This is a genomic window from Paenibacillus sp. FSL R5-0749 (genome assembly GCF_038595085.1).
GTDB lineage: Bacteria > Bacillota > Bacilli > Paenibacillales > Paenibacillaceae > Paenibacillus.
The window spans coordinates 3,875,271-3,892,788 of sequence record NZ_CP152005.1 but is presented as its reverse complement, the minus strand read 5'-3'; the positions used below and the strand labels follow the sequence as shown (position 1 = coordinate 3,892,788).

Here is a 17,518-nt window from a genome sequence, read left to right as displayed (position 1 = left end):
ATTGCAGCAGGAACTATGGCAATTATGCTTGGTTCTGTTCTGAGCGGATGCACAGTCATAAGTGACCCCAAGGGTTTGATGAGAAAACCAATGATGTCCACAGATAAGGAAAAACTATACAACGTGGTTCAGCTTAAACTACCACCAGAGAGCACCTTGATCCGTCCCAAGGATATGAATAACACCAGTATGATTCGGGTAGAAGACCTGAATGGGGATGGAACTCGAGAAGCAATTGTCTTTTATGAGACACCAAACGAGAATGTGCGAATCCATGGCATGATTTTGGAAGAGCAGGGAGGCGCATGGGTTAAAAAGCTTACATTTGATGTGCCGGGAAATGAGCTGCAATCCTTTAAAGTATTGGATATTACGAATGATGGAAATCCGGATATTATTCTTGGTGTAAGTTTACAGGAGCAGAAAGCTTTGACAGCCTACTCTTATAAAGGCGGGGCGCTGGAGCAGGTTCTGGGCGGAGTACCATATAACCAGTATATTATTGATGATGCGCAGGGAAACACGCTGGATTTGAGTGGGGACGGCAAGAGCGATTTTGTTATCATTTCGCTCAACAACAGCGGCTTTGCAACCACTGCTTTATATCAGTATGAAGATGGCAGCTTCAAGGAAGTTGATCGGGTGCAGACCGATTATACGGTTAAAGAAGTTTATAGTGCTCTTGGTGGAGAGATCTCCAAAGGACAAATGGGGATTGTACTGGATATTGAGCTGGATGATCGGAGTTCCTTCTCGCAAATCATGTATGTTAAGGATAACAAGTTAATTAATGCTTTTAAATCACCGGATCAAACGTATAGAGATGACAAAATTTTAAGCGGTGATGTCGATAATGATGGTATTATTGAGTTTGGACTTAAAGAGACTCCAAAAGGTTGGGAGCATTACGTTTTTGACTCCAGGTTGTGGTTCTATACCTATTATCAATGGGATGGCAAAGAAGGCAAGAAATTTGTCTCGTTCCAATTCCGGGATGATGCTGATTTATTTCATCTAAATCTCAAGCCAGAGTGGTACGGTAAGATCACTATAGACACCAAATCGGAAAAGGAAAAATATATTCGATTTAAAATGATTGATACGGATGAAACCGTGGCAGAGATCAAATATTTCACCCTTTCCAAGTGGGAACAGGAGAAGGGTAAAAGCTGGAAGGAAATTACGCGTACCAAAGATCGGGTTATTGCTTCACGAGTAGCACAATCAGAGGCGGGTAAAGATGCACTGAGCAATATTTCTCAGCTGAATAGAAAGGGAGAACTTAATGAGTAAAGTACTTATTCTTGAGGATGAAGAATCCATCCGCAGTTTTATAGTGATTAATTTGAAGAGAAACGGTTTCGAAGTGCTTGAAGCGGGTGACGGCCATGAAGCGCTTCGCATACTGCAAACAGTACCGGATATTGATCTGGCTCTGCTTGATGTCATGGTACCAGGTATTGATGGATTCGAGGTGTGTCGACGGATCCGTGAAACGAATGAACGTCTGGGCATCATCTTTTTGACCGCGAAAGTTCAGGAACAGGATAAAGTGTACGCACTCTCCGTTGGTGCAGATGATCACGTAAGCAAGCCTTTCAGCCCAACAGAGTTGATTGCACGTATTCAGTCGTTATTACGCCGTGTGAACGTGCATCGGGAAACTGCGGCGAAGGTTACGTTCCAGTCCGGACCATTTTCGTTGGACCTCATTTCGAAGCAATTTAAGAAACAGAATGAAGCCATTGAGCTGACTCCAACGGAGTTTTCCCTGATTCAGTTTTTCCTGGAAAAAGAGAATACACCGCTCAGCCGCGATGTATTGTTAGATCATGTATGGGGAAAAGAGTACATGGGTGATCCCAAAATTGTGGATGTTAACATTCGTCGTTTGCGTCAAAAAATTGAGAACAATCCTTCCGAGCCCGAATACCTGCAGACTGTATGGGGTCACGGGTACAAATGGAAGGGCCGGGAGCAATGATTAAAAAAGGCATTACACGGCAGATCGTACTACATTATTTCTTTGTAGTTTTTCTTGCTCTGCTGTTGGTCGAATTCGTATTTATGTTGGCAGTGCAAAGGTATTATTATGAAAGTATCTACAATACGATTAGTACCCACATTTCCAATTCAAAGGACTTTTTCGAGCCGATCGCTCGTGAGAATAACACGGAAGATGGCAATAATCTGTCCAGATTAATTGTAAATTTGGCACTGTCCAATACTGAGTTGGAAATTTTGGATCTGAACGGGCGTGTATTGGCAAGTTCAACTGCTTTTGAATCCGACCGTGCGGTGCTGCAAACCAGTGATATTATGCAGGCTTTGAACGGGGATATGGGGCGCTGGATTGGAAGACAACCAGGTACTGGAGAATCTGTCATGGCCGTTTCACACAAGTTTGATCTTGGCGGCGAAAATACGTATGTTATTCGATACCTTACATCGCTTGAAAATGTGAACTCCAAACTACTGAATATGGGAATGCTTGCCATTGCGGTCGGTATTGGCGTGCTTGCTATCGTTTTGATCATTAGTATTGGGATGGCGAATTCCATTGTACGTCCAATCAACAACATCACCGCAGTCTCTGCCCAAATGGCCAGAGGACGGCTGGATGTCAGGGTAAAGGGGAATTACAAGCACGAACTGGGCGAATTGGCATCAACACTTAATTTCATGGCACATGAGATTGTGCGCAGCAATCAGATCAAGGATGATTTTATCTCGTCGATCTCCCATGAATTAAGAACACCGCTGACCAGTATCAAGGGCTGGAGCGAGACACTGGACTCAGGCGGTTATGATCCGGAAGAAACCCGTATCGGCATGGGTATCATTTCCAAAGAAACCGAACGATTGATTGGACTGGTCGAAGAGATGCTGGATTTCTCCAAATTGCAGCAGAATCAGATGAAGCTGGTTAAAGGAACGGTCAACATACGTGAAATTGTGCAGGAAACGATGTTGAATGTCTGGGCCAAAGCGGAACAAAAACAGGTTCATCTGAAGCTGGAAACAGACGAGACTCGAGCTTATAATGTCCATGGAGACGGGAATCGACTGAAACAAGTCTTTTTAAACATTGTAGATAATGCGATCAAATTTTCACATGAGAATTCCTGGATTTTCTTGTCTGTTAAAGAAGAGAATGGTCAGATTATTGCAGCGGTTCAAGACACCGGTATCGGAATTAGTGAAGAACACCTGATTAAAGTACGGGATCGCTTCTTCCAGGTCAATCATCAAAATGGGGGAACGGGACTGGGACTTGCGATTACGCAAGAACTGGTTGAACTGCATGAGGGAACAATTACGATGCAGAGTGAACTTGGATCGGGTACAATCGTTACGGTGACGTTACCGGCTGTGGCTGATGAGACGGGTACAGAAGAATCTGTAACGCAGTCTGGTGATCATGCATTGCCTGAAGAACGAACAGCAAGTGATGTAAAATTGGATCAGGAAAAGTCTTAAGCTTGAATCCATTTGCGATCACCGACCAGGTCTGCTTCACAATATTCATATCAATATCAAAAAGGCGAGCCATCCAAGGCTCGCCTTTTTTGTATAACGTTTATTTCATTATGAAGAAAGTTCACCAGCGCGCAAGCGCCCACTTTTTTCATATACTTCTTTCAACATACGAACGGGTTGCGTACGGACAGCCGGTTTGGCAGAGACGACCTCGTTAGGTCCAACGACAACAATTTCATCCGCTGTACCCTTCACAATTGCACCGTCTTTGATAATTGCACCTTCACCGATGATGGCGCGTTCGATGTGAACCCCACGGCCTATACGTGCGTTAGGCATAACGACACTGTCTTTAACCTCAGAGCCTTTACCTACTTCAGCGCCGCAGAAGATAACGGAACGTTCTGCACGACCTTCGATGGCACAAGAGTCATGAATCATGGAAGCTAACTGTTCGATCTTCGCATTTCTGGCTTTGTAAGCACTTGGCTTGGAACGCCAGCCGCGAGTAAACATCGGCCAGTTTTCTTTTTGCAGACTCCAGTTCTCATCGTTGTAGAGCAGGTCCATATGGGCATCCCACAGACTCTTAACTGTACCAACATCTTTCCAATACCCATTAAAGTTATAGACAAAAAGGGGATTGTTTTCGTTCAACATCTGTGGAATAACATCTTTACCGAAGTCATGGCTGGACTCAGGGTTAGCAGCATCTTCCAATAGATGGCGCTTCAAGTACTCCCATTTGAACATGTAAATGCCCATTGAAGCCAGATTACTTTTTGGTTCAGCCGGCTTCTCGGCAAATTCTGTTACACGCAGATCAGCATCGGCAGCCATAATGCCAAAGCGATGTGCTTCGTCCCAAGGAACTTCCATAACTGAAATCGTTGCTGCGGCATTATTGGCCTGATGAGCCTCCAACATATCACGATAATTCATATGATAAATATGGTCACCCGACAAAATTAGAACATTTTCGGGGTTTTGTTGATCAATATAGTCAATATTTTTATAAATAGCATCCGCCGTTCCCAAGTATTCGTCATTTCCTGTATGATAAGATGGAAGTAAGGAAATTCCTGCCTCATTTGAGTTGCCATGTCCCCATGGTTCTCCTCCACCAATATGATCATGTAACGATTCCGCTTGGTACTGCGTCAATACTCCTACAGTATCGATCCCTGAGTTTACGCAGTTACTGAGAGGAAAATCGATGATCCGGTAGTGCCCGCCAAACGGTACAGCGGGTTTTGCGATACTCGAGGTTAAAGGGGCTAATCGCTTCCCTTCTCCTCCCGCCAACAGCATAGCGATGCAATCTTTATTAAACATAATCGTTTCCCTCCCAAAATATTGTGCATTGTAGTACATCATTAACGCAAAGTAGAACAATTGAAACTATTGTTGCTGTAAAAATTCAGAAAAAATACAACATTTTCTAAAGCACCGCATTTTTCTTTTCAACTTGGCTAGAATGGGGTAATGGTAACTGTTATATCTATTTTCTTGAGAAGAAGGTGATCTCTTGGCCATTCAACCGTTAGCACATCCGGATATATTGCCGGAGCATATTTATTTATTTCATGAAGGAAACCTTCATCACAGTTATCGAATGTTGGGCGCACAGCCTGAGACTTGCGATGGCCTTCAGGGGTATCGCTTTACCGTATGGGCGCCAAATGCCGCAGAAGTAGGACTGGCTCTGGACCGCAATGAATGGAAAGGCGAAAAGGAACCTTTATATAAGATACCCGAATCAGGATTTTGGAGTCGTTTTTTTCCGGAAATCAGTGAAGGAACTTTATACAAGTTCCGAATATTAACGGAAGATGGCACAGAATTGCTCAAAGCGGACCCATACGCGTTTCAAGCAGAGGTTCGACCTCAGACAGCTTCTGTCACCAGTTCAATCGAAGGGTATAAATGGAATGATGGAGCCTGGAGACGCAAACAACGTACCATGTATAACAAACCTCTACATATTTACGAAATGCATATGGGAACCTGGAGGCGAAAAGAAGACGGAAGCCTCTATAATTATCGCGAGATGGCTGATTTACTTGTTCCTTACTTATTAGAAATGAAATATACACATGTTGAAATGATGCCCCTCAGTGAACATCCATACGACCTTTCGTGGGGATACCAAAACACAGGATTTTACGCGCCAACCAGTCGTTATGGGCATCCGAAAGATCTGATGTACCTGGTGGATACATTACATCAGGCTGGGATTGGCGTATTGCTGGATTGGGTTCCTGCACATTTTGCCAAAGACGCTCATGGGCTGCGTATGTTTGATGGTACGCCTTTGTATGAGTATGCAGATCCGATGTTAGCGGAGAAGCCGGGTTGGGGTACACTCAGCTTTGACTACTCGAAACCTGAAATTCGTTCATTTCTGATCTCCAATGCATTATATTGGATGGAGATGTATCATTTTGACGGACTCCGTGTTGATGCAGTTACGAGTATGCTTCGGCTTGATTTTGAGAAACAGCCAGGACAATATCGTACCAATGATGAAGGTGGTCTTGAAAACAAAGAGGCTGTAGCTTTCTTACAGCAGCTAAATGAGACGGTGTTTAAGTATTTCCCTTATGCATTGATGATGGCTGAAGAATCAAGTGCATGGCCAATGGTGACTTTACCAGTACATGAAGGTGGTCTGGGCTTTAACTACAAATGGAACATGGGCTGGATGAATGACACACTTGATTACATGGAATCTGATTTTCATGAACGTCCTTCCAAACATCATTTGCTGACTTTCCCGGTCGTATACTCCTTTGCTGAAAATTATGTGCTTCCTCTGTCTCATGACGAGGTTGTTCATGGCAAAAAGTCGCTCCTCGACAAGATGCCAGGAACCTATGAGCAGAAATTTGCTGGCATGCGTGCTTTTCTGGGCTATTTTATGACTTTCCCAGGGAAAAAGCTGTTGTTTATGGGTGGAGAATTCGGCCAGTTCATTGAATGGAAAGATGAGGATCAACTGGACTGGTTCTTGCTGGATTATGACAGTCACCGCAATTTACATCAGTTTGAGCGTGAGCTGTCTAACCTGTACTTGAGCGAAAAAGCTTTGTGGGAGCTTGATCATTCCTTGGACGGTTATGAATGGATCACTCCGGATGATCAGGACCAGAGTGTCATTTCATATGTACGCAAAGGAAAAAAACCTGCGGATACACTCCTTGTGCTCATAAACTTTCAGCCGGTCAAGCGGGAGCGTTACCGGATTGGTGTCATGCGTCCCGGTATGTATACCGAAGTTCTGAACAGTGACCATTCCGTCTACGGCGGTTCAGGCATTACTAATGATATGCAACTGCCTACCGAAAAGATTCCTTTTCATGGGCATCCGCATAGTCTTGAATTAGTTTTGCCTCCGCTGAGCATTGTGATTCTAAAAAAGAACACGCGTCGGAAAACGGATGAATCGCCTGCGAGTATTACTTCCGTCAGTTCAACAACGAAAAATAAGAAAGAAAACAACACGCTAAAGCCGAAGAGGAGGACAAAGGTATGAATATTCTATTTGCTGCTGCTGAAGTACATCCATTTATCAAAACAGGTGGCCTTGCTGACGTAATCGGTGCTCTCCCTTTCGCATTAAAGAAGAACGGGGCAGACGTGCGGGTGATTATGCCTAAATACAAAGGGATTCCTAATGAATATAAAGAGGCATTGCAACCAGTCATCACAACTGATGTGCCTCTTGGTTGGCGCAGACCTTATTGTGGAATAGAAATGCTGGTTTATGATGGAATTCCAGTTTATTTTGTGGATAATGAGTATTATTTTGGTCGTGATGGAGTGTACGGGTATATGGATGACGGCGAGCGTTTCGCCTTCTTCAACCGTGCAGTTCTCGAAGTGTTGCCACAGATTGAGTTCAAACCTGACGTGCTGCACAGTCATGACTGGCATGCAGGAATGATTCCTTTGGTACTTGAAGCCCATTACAAACATGATTCATTCTACAGTGATATTCGTACGGTATTCACCATACATAACTTGTTGTACCAAGGGGTATTCCCGCATGAGTTATTCAGTGAAATCCTTGAGTTGGACGATCGATATTTCACCGTAGATGGAGCCGAATATTATGGTAATGTCAATTTCCTGAAAGCAGGAATTGTGTATGCTGACCATGTGACAACTGTGAGCCCAACATATGCTCAGGAGGTGCAAACCTCTTATTATGGATACGGATTGGACGGACTGCTAAACTCACTTGGAGATCGTTTCAGCGGGATTGTGAACGGGATTGATACCAAGAGCTACAACCCGGCAACGGATACTAAAATTCCAGTAAAATACAGAACGAGTCTGGCCAAGAAAACGGAGAACAAAATTGAGCTGCAAAAGGAACTTGGGCTTCCAGTTCGTCCCGATGTACCTCTCATGGTGATGGTGACAAGGCTCGTGGACTCAAAGGGGCTTGATCTGGTCTGCCGTATCCTGGATGAATTGTTGTACTATGATGACATTCAATTCGCTGTACTGGGAACAGGAGAGCCAACGTATGAACACTGGTTCCGTGAAGCCGCTAATCGTTATCCGCTCAAAATGTCTGCCCAGATCACGTTTAACGATGGGTTATCCCGCCGCTTCTATGCAGGGAGTGATATCTTCCTGATGCCATCGAGGTTCGAACCATGTGGTATTAGTCAGTTACTGGCTCTGCGGTATGGGAGTGTGCCTCTGGTAAGGGAAACAGGGGGGCTGAACGATACTGTGCAGGCATACAATGAGTATACTGGAGAAGGGAATGGATTCTCATTCACTAGCTTTAATGCACATGACATGATGAATACCATTCGACGTGCCGAGGAAATCTACAAACAGCCAGAACATTGGAAGAAGATTGTGAAAAATGCAATGAGCGGGGAATACAGCTGGAACGTCTCAGCTGAAGAATATATGGACATATATCGCCGGATCACACATGAGCCTGTAAACTGATGTAATCCTGAATGAGTCGCAGCATATCATGCTGTGGCTTTTTTTAAACTAATAAACAAAAACACTTCCAAAGTTCAGAATGAAAGTCAACATCTGAGACAGTGGAAGTGTTTTCTCTTTTTTTATATGACTGTTTGAATATAAACTTCAATAGTGTTGGATGTTTGTCTGATCAAGCTGTCTATACAAAATGCGGTACCCATACGGGTCAAGTTTAATATTCATCATTCCATCGGTTGGAAATACAGGCTCTTCGGTTAATGCATCCTTCCAGTCTTTCGTTTCCATGGGATGAGAAAGCGTTCGATCTTGAGGTGTATTATTCATCCATACGGTAAAGTGAAGGTTGTCATCCACACGCTCGTACACAATACAGGGATCATGGTGATCCGCCTTAAGGAAACGGAAGCGTCCTTTGCGTAGGGCTTCATTGCTTTTACGTAAATCAATCATCAGACGATAGAAATCATACAGTTCTCTGTCTTGCTTGGCGGGGTCCCATTCCATACATTTTCGACAATCTGGATCAGCATCACCACTAATTCCCACCTCATCGCCGTAGAAAATACAGGGTGTACCGATATAGGTGAAAAGAAATACAACCGACAACTTTAAACGGCGTTTGTCTTCACCTAACCGGGTCAGCAGTCGTGGGGTATCATGGCTGCACAGCATATTGAAGATGACTTCGTTGGTTTGTTGTGGATAGCGCATAATCAGTGAACCCATCTCATTGGCAAAGTTATAACCATCCATTGAACCACAGAAGAACTGAAGCACTTTGTCGGCAAATGGGTAATTCATGACGGAATCGAATTGATCACCCATAAGCCAGGTTAAGGAGTCGCTCCATACTTCACCAACAATATAGGCTTCCGGATTCGCCGCCTTAACAACCTTGCGAAAATCACGCCAGAAATGGTTGTCCACTTCATTGGCTACATCCAGACGCCAGCCATCTAGCTTGATTTCCTTAATCCAGTACTCTGCTACATCAAGTAGATATGCTTTAACCTCTGGGTTGGCTGTATTGAACTTGGGCATGTTGCCATAGAAACCAAATGTATCGTAGGTAGGGATACCGTCTTTGATCTGAACCGGATATTCATTGATGTGGAACCAGCCGGCATACTTTGAGTTTTTTCCATTCTGGAGAACGTCTTGAAAAGGAGGGAAGTCTTCACTGCAATGGTTAAACACAGCGTCAAGCATCACTCGGATACCCAGACGATGGCATTCTTCTGTCAATTGTTTGAGCAGGGCATTGTCACCAAAATGAGGGTCGACTTTTTTATAGTCTATTGTGTCGTATTTGTGATAGGAATTGGCTTGGAATAGCGGGGTAAAGTAAATGGCGTTCACGCCAAGTTCGGTCAAGTCATGCAAATGATCCAGCACACCTTGCAGATCTCCACCAAAAAAATTGTCCAATTCCGGTTTGCCACCCCATTCATGCGTTTCTGGAGGATTCAGCTTGGGATCACCATTAGCAAACCGTTCAGTCATGATCTGATAAAAGACGGCTTCTTTGGCCCATTCAGGTACCTTAAACACATCGATTTCATGTATATACGAAAACTCATAATATCCTCCGGTTGGATAGGGGAGCTCATAATGAATTCCGTTATCGGCAAGAAAAACATCTTCCGAACCGGCGGTTATTCGAAATATATAGGTGAGACGTTTGAATTGTGGCTTGATGGCAGCCTCCCAATAATCAAATATGCTATCCGCAGCAGCCTTCTCCAGTTGTATTTCCTTATACGTTCCGTTCCAATTGTACTTATCTCCGGTCAGTGCAGTCACGTATTGCACATCATTTCGTTTGGTTCGTACACGCAGATGTATGGTTGACGAATTATAGGCATAAGCCCACTTGTCACGAGGAACATGATACATGGCTTCTAGCAGCATGACAGCACCTCCTCAATATAGGATAAGTTATGAAAACCGGTCTTTTTGAACACGTACTTATATCAATAAATAACCAAGTTAGCCAGCAAATGAACCACATTTACTGTAATAAAATGAATTATTTTCATCGTTTTCAAAGGTTTCTTTCACAGCATCTCCAGCTTCTTGCTGAATATACGTACAGCTAATTAAGAAAAAGGCACCCTGAAACAGCTTGGAATTCAAGTCTGTTTAGGGGGCCTATATCACATGTTGATTAGATTCTTAGCGAATAGCTTGCTCGAATTCCGTTCGGATGGTTTGAAGCAGTTCTGGCTGACTGAGTACGTCGTAGGCTGTTGTAGCAAGTGCTTTTGCTCCCAGAATCATGCCATCCAGCGCGCGGTCCTGAAGTGCAAGATCACGGAAGGCAATGGAGTGCAGGGTATGAACTTCATCCACTACACGGATGTAGGGGTGGATTGCGGGACATTTCAGGGAAACGTTACCGATGTCCATGGAGCCATGATCGTTACCACTCACAATCTCTTCTTGCGGGATACCGAGTTCCATCAGATTTTGACTAAATGCCGCTGAGAATGCCTCATTGGTGACCATCTCGTCATAGGACGTTTCATAGTTGGATGTCACGAGCTTGCAACCTGTCTGCAGCGCAGAACCTTCAGCGATCTGAATCACACGTTCAGTGAGGATATTCAGTTCTTTACGGGTTGCAGCACGCACATAAAATTGTGCAGAAGCGTAGTCAGGAATGATGTTTGCTGCCTGACCTCCGTTATTGATCACACCGTGAATCCGAACGGTACTTTTCACTTGTTGCCGGAATGCATTGATTCCGTTGAACGTTTGAATGACGGCATCCAGAGCATTAATGCCTTCATGCGGACTTGCGGCAGCATGTGAAGATCGACCATGAAATTCAAATTGAACAGCATCAATCGCCAGCGAGCTGCCTGACTTTTCGTAGGCATAGTATGGATGCGCCATAAGGGCAACATCGCAGTCATCGAACAAGCCTGCTTCCGCCATCGGAACTTTGGCACCACGAGTCTCTTCAGCGGGTGTGCCAAACACTTTAATTGTTCCACCTGCTTCATCCAGAATGGCCTTAAGCCCAACAGCAGCTCCAAGACTCATCATGCAGATCAGATGGTGACCACAAGCGTGACCGATCTCCGGCAGCGCGTCATATTCGCACAATAATGCAATGGTAGGGCCGGGTTTGGCGGCGGAATACGTTCCGATAAAGGCTGTCTCCAGTCCAAGAATGGGAGCCTCTACAGTGAAACCATGATAGAGAAGTTCTTCTTTCAAACGGGCAGAAGCGAGATACTCTTCATTTCCCAGTTCGGGATTCGCACCGATATATGATGAAATGGCTTTAAAACGGGAAGCATATTGATCAATAACCGTAAGAATTTGTGATTTTTTAGATGTCATTGGTAAACTCCTTATACGTAATGAAAATAATTCATTGATTATATCATGTTTGCTTTATTTTTTCAGAAACAAGTCAAGATTTGTAATTTCAAAATGCATTGCATAATCATGCATTGTACTTTATAATGACTCAGTCATCAACATGAGAAGCATACAATGTACTGTAAGGGGAGAAAAAGGTTGAAATTGATAAGTCGTTACACCATAATGCTGTTGACCTTTGTTATTCTGCTGACGACTGCCGTTCCTGTGGCATTGGCAAGTGGAACTACAGATAATTCAAGCAGTAAAAAGCTGGTGCTCGGTACAAGTGCCGATTTTGCACCATATGAATTCCATAAAGTGATTAATGGTAAAGATGAAATCGTTGGTTTTGATATTGAGATCGCCAAAGAGATTGCCAAAGATCTTGGCGCTGAGCTTGTGATTGAGGATATGGGCTTCGACGGTCTTCTGCCTTCATTGCAGAGCGGGCGTGTTGATCTGGTGATTTCAGGTATGACGCCGACGGATGAGCGGAAGAAAAGTATCGATTTTTCCGACACCTACTATAAATCAAAACAAGTGATCATGGTTCGCAATGTGGATAAAGACAAATATCCAACCATGACCGAACTTGAAAATGCGAAGATTGGCGTTCAGAAAGGCTCCATTCAGGAAACGATCGGACAGAGTATTCCAGGAGCGAAGCTTACTGCGCTTGATAAAATCTCGGATATCGTGCTTCAACTGCAAACCAAACGTATTGACGCGGCAATCGTAGAAGATACCGTGGCTGCAGGTTATCTGGACGATATCATTGGACTTGCTGCTGCTGTTCCGGACGAAGAGCAAGCAGAAGCGGCAATCGGGATTCGTAAAGGCAATACCGAGCTGCTAGCAGCCGTAAATGGAACACTGGAGCGATTGAAAAGCGAAGATAAAATCAATCAGATGGTGACGGACGCCAGCCTCTTGATGGCGGACAAAGCAAACAAATCACAAAATATTTTCCAAGTATTCTGGCAGTACAAAAGTTTCTATGCTACAGGTATAGGCTACACACTTCTGTTGTCTGCACTTGGGGTTATCTTCGGGGTAATTATTGGATTGATCATCTGTTTGTTCCGTTTGCATGACGCTGCAATTTTGCGGTGGATCGGTACTGCTTACGTTGAAGTGATCCGTGGTACACCAATGCTGGTACAATTAATGATCATTTACTATGGTTTTTCCCTAAGCTTTGGCATTAACTTCACTGCACTTCAGGCAGGTATCATTACACTTTCAATTAATAGTGGTGCTTATCTGGCAGAGATTTTCCGTGCAGGTATTCAAGGTGTGGATCGGGGTCAGTTGGAAGCAGCTCGTTCCCTGGGAATGGGTAGAGGGGCAGCAATGCGTTATATTATTTTACCGCAAGCCTTCAAAGCTGTATTACCGGCGATCGGTAATGAATTCATAACCATCATCAAAGAATCCTCCATTATCTCCGTTATCGGTATGGTGGACATTATGTATCAGGCAAGTGTGGTCAAAAATATTACGTACCAAGGCTTGAGTCCATTTTTGATTGCAGCAGCCATCTACTTTGTAATGACGTTCATTTTGTCCAAGCTGCTGGGACGACTGGAAAGGAAGTTGAGTGCAAGTGATAGACGTTAGACAATTACACAAATCTTATGGAAATAACGATGTGCTTAAGGGCATTAACGTGACGATTGGCAAAGGTGAGGTTGTCGTGGTCATCGGTCCTTCCGGTTCGGGGAAAAGTACATTCTTGCGTTGTCTGAACCTGCTGGAACAACCTACCTCGGGAGAGATTGATTTTGAAGGCGTGTCAATCACAGACCCCAAGCACAACATTAACGCAACTCGTGAGAAAATGGGTATGGTGTTTCAACATTTCAACCTGTTCCCACACAAAACGGTAGAACAAAACATCACAATTGCTCCGATCAAAGTAAAGAAACAATCCACGCTGGAAGCGGAAAAAATTGCTGCTGATCTGCTTAACACCGTGGGCTTGTACGATAAAAAAGATGTATTCCCGAATCAGCTGTCCGGTGGACAGAAGCAGCGGATCGCCATTGCTAGAGCACTGGCCATGCAGCCGCATGTCATGCTGTTTGACGAGCCTACATCGGCATTGGACCCTGAGATGGTCGGTGAGGTACTGGATGTCATGAAACGTCTTGCAGAAGGCGGGATGACCATGGTCATCGTCACGCATGAGATGGGGTTTGCACGTGAAGTTGGAGACCGGATCCTGTTCATGGATGGCGGGGTTATTGTGGAAGAGGGAACACCTGATGAGGTGTTTGGAGCACCGAAAAATTCACGTACACGTGACTTCCTTGCGAAAGTACTCTAAATGAATTGATTAAATAGCGTTACTGACTTCGAGTCGGTAACGCTATTTTTTTGTTGAAAATAATTACATATGGGATTCAAAAAGTAACTATTCTGTTACCAAATATATAGCGGATATCTGGCCCAACACTTTTAGTGTATTCAATATTCTTACACGTGCTTATACATGTTGAATCCGTTTGGTAAGAATTACTACAAGTTCAGGTTACAAAATTGTGATATATTGAACTCTGCCGAAACTTCCGGACAGGGAGTGCGGGGGATGTAACGATGCAGATAGTGCAGGGGGAAGATCTACAGCACACTGCTTGGGGTGAATTAGGGGTACATATCGTTTCAAATGTAATGATGGACCTATAGGGTGGGCTCCTCATCCGAATCCGACAACTAACTTCGCAGGCACAATGAGGGAGGAAGACCATGATTAACAAGAAACGTATAGCCAAAACAGCAGTAGCATTAATGACAACAGCAATGCTCATTCAAGCCGTTCCGGCTCACGCCGATTCAGTTCATGTGGCCAAAGAGGGGGATACCTTCTACACCTTATCGAAACAATACGGAGTATCAATGAACACGTTAGTTAAAGCAAACAATGACATTTCGCCTTACAACATTTATGGTGGTTTGAAAATTACGATTCCCGGTAAGGCAAACAATGTAGCTGCCGCGGCGACGGAGAGCAAGACCCAAGCCAAAACGGTTACGACAGCAAGCTTGGACGTTAACACTGATAACAAAGTGGTTCAAGCGTGGGGTAAAACATTCGATTACAGTAAAACTGTGAACGTGAAAGCAACAGCATACTCTGCAGATCCGTCTGAAAATGGAGGATGGGGTGCCGTCGATTATTTCGGAAATGACCTTGAACTGGGTACGATTGCAGTAGATCCTAGTGTCATTCCACTTGGAACCAAAGTACTGGTAACGGGTCACAGCCATCCAGGCTTGCCAAAACAGGCTTTTGTGGCTACAGCACGTGATGTGGGCGGTGCAATCAAGGGTCACCGGATTGATATCTTTATCCCTGGTAGCAAACAGTCGGTAAGCACATTTGGTTTTCAGGATATCGAGTTGTACATTCTGAAGTAGAGCGTAAATTTCATTTAAACTGAATTCAAACAGGGTGTCTGCCAGTCGCTAACTTGCGATTGAACAGCACCCTTTTAATATTTCCTTGATTACCTAACACGGTTATTCTATTCTTTCGCCTTCGGTAATCCCAGCATTTCGTCCAAGGTGACCAGTTCATATCCCCGGTTACGCAGTTCCTCAATAATTTCAGGCAAAGCCTCAATCGTACCATTCAGATTCGATCCAACTCCGCCTCCTGCATGTTGTAGAACGATGGAGCCAGGTTTTACAGCAGACAGGATGTTATCTTTTACCTTTTCCTTGGAAAGACCTTTCCAGTCCAGAGAGTCAACGTTCCAGTTCACAATACTATAATGTTGTCTGGCAGCCCATTGCAGCTGTTCTTCATTAATGTCTCCATACGGAGGTCGAATCATCTTGGGCGTATATCCCGCCAAATGGCGAATGATATCCCCGGTATGTAAAATTTGTTTGCGGAAGGCATTCATCGACAGCTTACTGAACTCCGGATGATTGTAGCTGTGATTGCCAACGATGTGCCCTTCCTTAACAATCCTTTTTACCAAATCGGGGTGCTTCTCAGCACGACTACCAACGATGAAAAACGTAGCTCTGACTTTATACTTTTTCAACAGATCCAACACCTGCGGAGTAAACCGTGGATCGGGCACATCATCAAATGTTAACGCAACCTGTTTAGTTGAAGGACCATTAGTTTTGAACGTATCGGCATATTTCTGACGTAACTGTCCCAATGTTAATTGTTCTTCTTCCACGGAATCAGTATTGGATACCGATTCACTTGGCGGGTCTGAAGCATCCCGTGATGAAGCTGGTGGTGCTTGATATCCTCCGAGAAAAACAACGATAACCATCAGCATAATGAGGCGTACGCGCATAATAACAGCCTCCTTTTCCAAAATGACGTTCTCTATGGTATGCCCGTGGGCTTGAGAAAATATGCGCAGTGTGAGAAGTTTCATTGCTGATTTAACTCATGACAGCCATAATTCCACGATATATAACATATAGAAAAGGAGCGGTGGAATAGCCATGAGTACGTATGATTTGAAATCGATACGTTTACAAGTGATTGAAGCAGGAGAGGATAAGGTTTTTCTCGTTACGGGAGGAAAAGCTCATATTGGCGCTGTAGCCACGTTCTATGTGGAAGATGAGCGGGTCAGCGGCACGACGGTCCATATTCCGGGACATAAGGAACAAGAACTGTGTGAGCGGCTTGCCCGAAAGGCTGCCCAACAATTAAGAATGACCGTTACGGTAATTATGGGTATCCATTTTGATTCCATTACACGGATGCAGATCGATGAAATCGTGCAGACTGCAGAGAGGCTGATGGAGGATCATCTGAGCAAGGATAAACGATCTTCCTAATATAAAGAGCAATCGCATGTTTTAATTTTATTTGCTAAAATTGAAACGAGTTGTAGATTGTTACGTATGTATGTTTATATACGATGTAATATCGACTAGGAGGAATAACATAATGTCCATTTTCAAACGTTTACGTGATCTAACCATGTCTAACATCAACGCTATTATTGACAAGGCAGAAGACCCAATCAAGATGACGGACCAATATATCCGTGACATGCAAGAGGATCTGGAAGATGCGGAGAAAGCAGTAGCGCAACAGATCGCCATTGAGAAGAAATTCAAGCAGCTATTCGAAGAGCAGGAAGCTTTAGTGAAAAAACGTGAAGAGCAGGCGCATACGGCGGCACGTGCTCAAAACTTGGATCTGGCCCGCAGGGCTTTGGAAGAGAAAAAAGCAGCCGAAGAGAAGATGACTGAGTACAAAACCAGTTATGATCAAAACAAGGCTTCAGCAGATAACCTGCGTGGCAAGCTGGACGAAATGCGTAAGCAACTGACTCAAATGAAGAACAAACGGGAAACACTGGTAGCCCGCTACAATGCAGCAAAAGCCCAAACGGAAATCAACAAAGCGTTGAATGGATTTGGCTCCGATACTGCAAGTGCCGGTATGAAGCGCATGGAAGAGAAAATGATGCAGATGGAAGCACAGGCAGAAGCAAGCAACGAGATGTCTTCCAAAGGCAAATCGCTTGATGAAGAGTTCGAGAAGTTGGGTAAAGATCAGGCTGTTGAAGATGAACTCGCAGCATTGATGAAACAGTACGATAATAAGAATTAATACCTTGGTTGTCATCAGCAGGGTTAACCAGCGGAGGAGAAGAATGTTTCTCCTTCGCTTTTAAATGCGGTTCATGTTGAGATG

14 protein-coding genes and 1 riboswitch are annotated in these 17,518 nt (G+C 44.2%); of the genes, 10 read left to right on the top strand and 4 right to left on the bottom strand.

From position 1 onward, the window contains the following. Positions 1-90: 90 nt before the first annotated feature. Genes MKY85_RS17125 through MKY85_RS17115 form a run of 3 tightly spaced genes read left to right on the top strand, consistent with a single transcriptional unit; the run spans position 91 to position 3,480 of the window. On the top strand, positions 91-1,293 hold the full coding sequence (locus MKY85_RS17125; protein ID WP_339234445.1) for a hypothetical protein: 1,203 nt from the start codon (positions 91-93) through the stop codon (positions 1,291-1,293). Then, entirely contained in the window at positions 1,286-1,984 is a 699-nt protein-coding gene (locus MKY85_RS17120; protein WP_017688086.1) for a response regulator transcription factor, read from the top strand. Before MKY85_RS17125 ends, MKY85_RS17120 begins: the two co-directional genes overlap by 8 nt. Continuing rightward, on the top strand, positions 1,981-3,480 hold the full coding sequence (locus MKY85_RS17115; RefSeq protein ID WP_342570268.1) for a HAMP domain-containing sensor histidine kinase: 1,500 nt from the start codon (positions 1,981-1,983) through the stop codon (positions 3,478-3,480). The genes MKY85_RS17120 and MKY85_RS17115 overlap by 4 nt, the downstream gene beginning before the upstream one ends. Positions 3,481-3,588: 108 nt before the next feature. Here the strand turns inward: MKY85_RS17115 and MKY85_RS17110 are convergent, their stop codons facing one another. Further along, positions 3,589-4,815 (bottom strand): glucose-1-phosphate adenylyltransferase, encoded by a 1,227-nt coding sequence (locus MKY85_RS17110; RefSeq protein ID WP_339234441.1) that lies wholly within the window; start codon positions 4,813-4,815, stop codon positions 3,589-3,591. 193 nt (positions 4,816-5,008) lie between these two features. Here MKY85_RS17110 and glgB point away from each other — a divergent pair, with 193 nt between their 5' ends. Next, positions 5,009-7,015: a 1,4-alpha-glucan branching protein GlgB gene (gene glgB / locus MKY85_RS17105; protein WP_342570267.1), complete on the top strand. Its 2,007-nt coding sequence runs from the start codon at positions 5,009-5,011 to the stop codon at positions 7,013-7,015. Continuing rightward, positions 7,012-8,454: a glycogen synthase GlgA gene (gene glgA, locus MKY85_RS17100; RefSeq protein WP_342570266.1), complete on the top strand. Its 1,443-nt coding sequence runs from the start codon at positions 7,012-7,014 to the stop codon at positions 8,452-8,454. Before glgB ends, glgA begins: the two co-directional genes overlap by 4 nt. A 147-nt stretch (positions 8,455-8,601) precedes the next feature. On the opposite strand, the gene MKY85_RS17095 is transcribed toward glgA, so the two are convergent. Next, a complete protein-coding gene (locus tag MKY85_RS17095) occupies positions 8,602-10,368 on the bottom strand; it encodes an alpha-glycosidase (RefSeq protein ID WP_342570265.1) in 1,767 nt (588 codons plus the stop codon). Between the two features lie 264 nt (positions 10,369-10,632). Further along, the gene (locus tag MKY85_RS17090) at positions 10,633-11,808 is read right to left on the bottom strand and encodes a M20 family metallopeptidase (RefSeq protein ID WP_342570264.1); all 1,176 of its coding nucleotides are present in this window, start codon (positions 11,806-11,808) and stop codon (positions 10,633-10,635) included. Between the two features lie 180 nt (positions 11,809-11,988). On the opposite strand from MKY85_RS17090, the gene MKY85_RS17085 reads away from it, so the two are divergent. From MKY85_RS17085 to MKY85_RS17075, 3 genes are all read left to right on the top strand, one after another. Further along, a complete protein-coding gene (locus MKY85_RS17085; protein WP_342570263.1) occupies positions 11,989-13,452 on the top strand; it encodes an ABC transporter substrate-binding protein/permease in 1,464 nt (487 codons plus the stop codon). Further along, positions 13,439-14,161: an amino acid ABC transporter ATP-binding protein gene (locus MKY85_RS17080; protein WP_339234430.1), complete on the top strand. Its 723-nt coding sequence runs from the start codon at positions 13,439-13,441 to the stop codon at positions 14,159-14,161. The genes MKY85_RS17085 and MKY85_RS17080 overlap by 14 nt, the downstream gene beginning before the upstream one ends. 220 nt (positions 14,162-14,381) lie before the next feature. After that, a riboswitch (cyclic di-AMP (ydaO/yuaA leader) is annotated at positions 14,382-14,578 on the top strand. A gap of 2 nt (positions 14,579-14,580) precedes the next feature. Beyond that, positions 14,581-15,252: a 3D domain-containing protein gene (locus MKY85_RS17075; RefSeq protein WP_339234429.1), complete on the top strand. Its 672-nt coding sequence runs from the start codon at positions 14,581-14,583 to the stop codon at positions 15,250-15,252. Between the two features lie 107 nt (positions 15,253-15,359). On the opposite strand, the gene MKY85_RS17070 is transcribed toward MKY85_RS17075, so the two are convergent. Further along, positions 15,360-16,154 carry a polysaccharide deacetylase family protein gene (locus MKY85_RS17070; protein WP_339234428.1) on the bottom strand — a complete coding sequence of 265 codons (795 nt, stop codon included), beginning with the start codon at positions 16,152-16,154 and terminating at the stop codon, positions 15,360-15,362. A 154-nt stretch (positions 16,155-16,308) separates the two neighbouring features. Between MKY85_RS17070 and MKY85_RS17065 the strand changes: the two genes are divergently transcribed. Next, on the top strand, positions 16,309-16,650 hold the full coding sequence (locus MKY85_RS17065) for a hypothetical protein (protein ID WP_342570260.1): 342 nt from the start codon (positions 16,309-16,311) through the stop codon (positions 16,648-16,650). Positions 16,651-16,762: 112 nt separating this feature from the next. Continuing rightward, positions 16,763-17,434, top strand: a complete 672-nt coding sequence (locus MKY85_RS17060; RefSeq protein WP_124115240.1) for a PspA/IM30 family protein — start codon at positions 16,763-16,765, stop codon at positions 17,432-17,434. Positions 17,435-17,518: the final 84 nt, after the last annotated feature.

Coding starts and splice junctions, on each gene's coding strand:
- MKY85_RS17125 (WP_339234445.1), top strand. CDS start 91: ATGATGTCCACAGATAAGGAAAAACTATACAACGTGGTTCAGCTTAAA.
- MKY85_RS17120 (WP_017688086.1), top strand. CDS start 1,286: ATGAGTAAAGTACTTATTCTTGAGGATGAAGAATCCATCCGCAGTTTT.
- MKY85_RS17115 (WP_342570268.1), top strand. CDS start 1,981: ATGATTAAAAAAGGCATTACACGGCAGATCGTACTACATTATTTCTTT.
- MKY85_RS17110 (WP_339234441.1), bottom strand. CDS start 4,815: ATGTTTAATAAAGATTGCATCGCTATGCTGTTGGCGGGAGGAGAAGGG.
- glgA (WP_342570266.1), top strand. CDS start 7,012: ATGAATATTCTATTTGCTGCTGCTGAAGTACATCCATTTATCAAAACA.
- MKY85_RS17095 (WP_342570265.1), bottom strand. CDS start 10,368: ATGCTGCTAGAAGCCATGTATCATGTTCCTCGTGACAAGTGGGCTTAT.
- MKY85_RS17090 (WP_342570264.1), bottom strand. CDS start 11,808: ATGACATCTAAAAAATCACAAATTCTTACGGTTATTGATCAATATGCT.
- MKY85_RS17075 (WP_339234429.1), top strand. CDS start 14,581: ATGATTAACAAGAAACGTATAGCCAAAACAGCAGTAGCATTAATGACA.
- MKY85_RS17070 (WP_339234428.1), bottom strand. CDS start 16,154: ATGCGCGTACGCCTCATTATGCTGATGGTTATCGTTGTTTTTCTCGGA.
- MKY85_RS17065 (WP_342570260.1), top strand. CDS start 16,309: ATGAGTACGTATGATTTGAAATCGATACGTTTACAAGTGATTGAAGCA.
- MKY85_RS17060 (WP_124115240.1), top strand. CDS start 16,763: ATGTCCATTTTCAAACGTTTACGTGATCTAACCATGTCTAACATCAAC.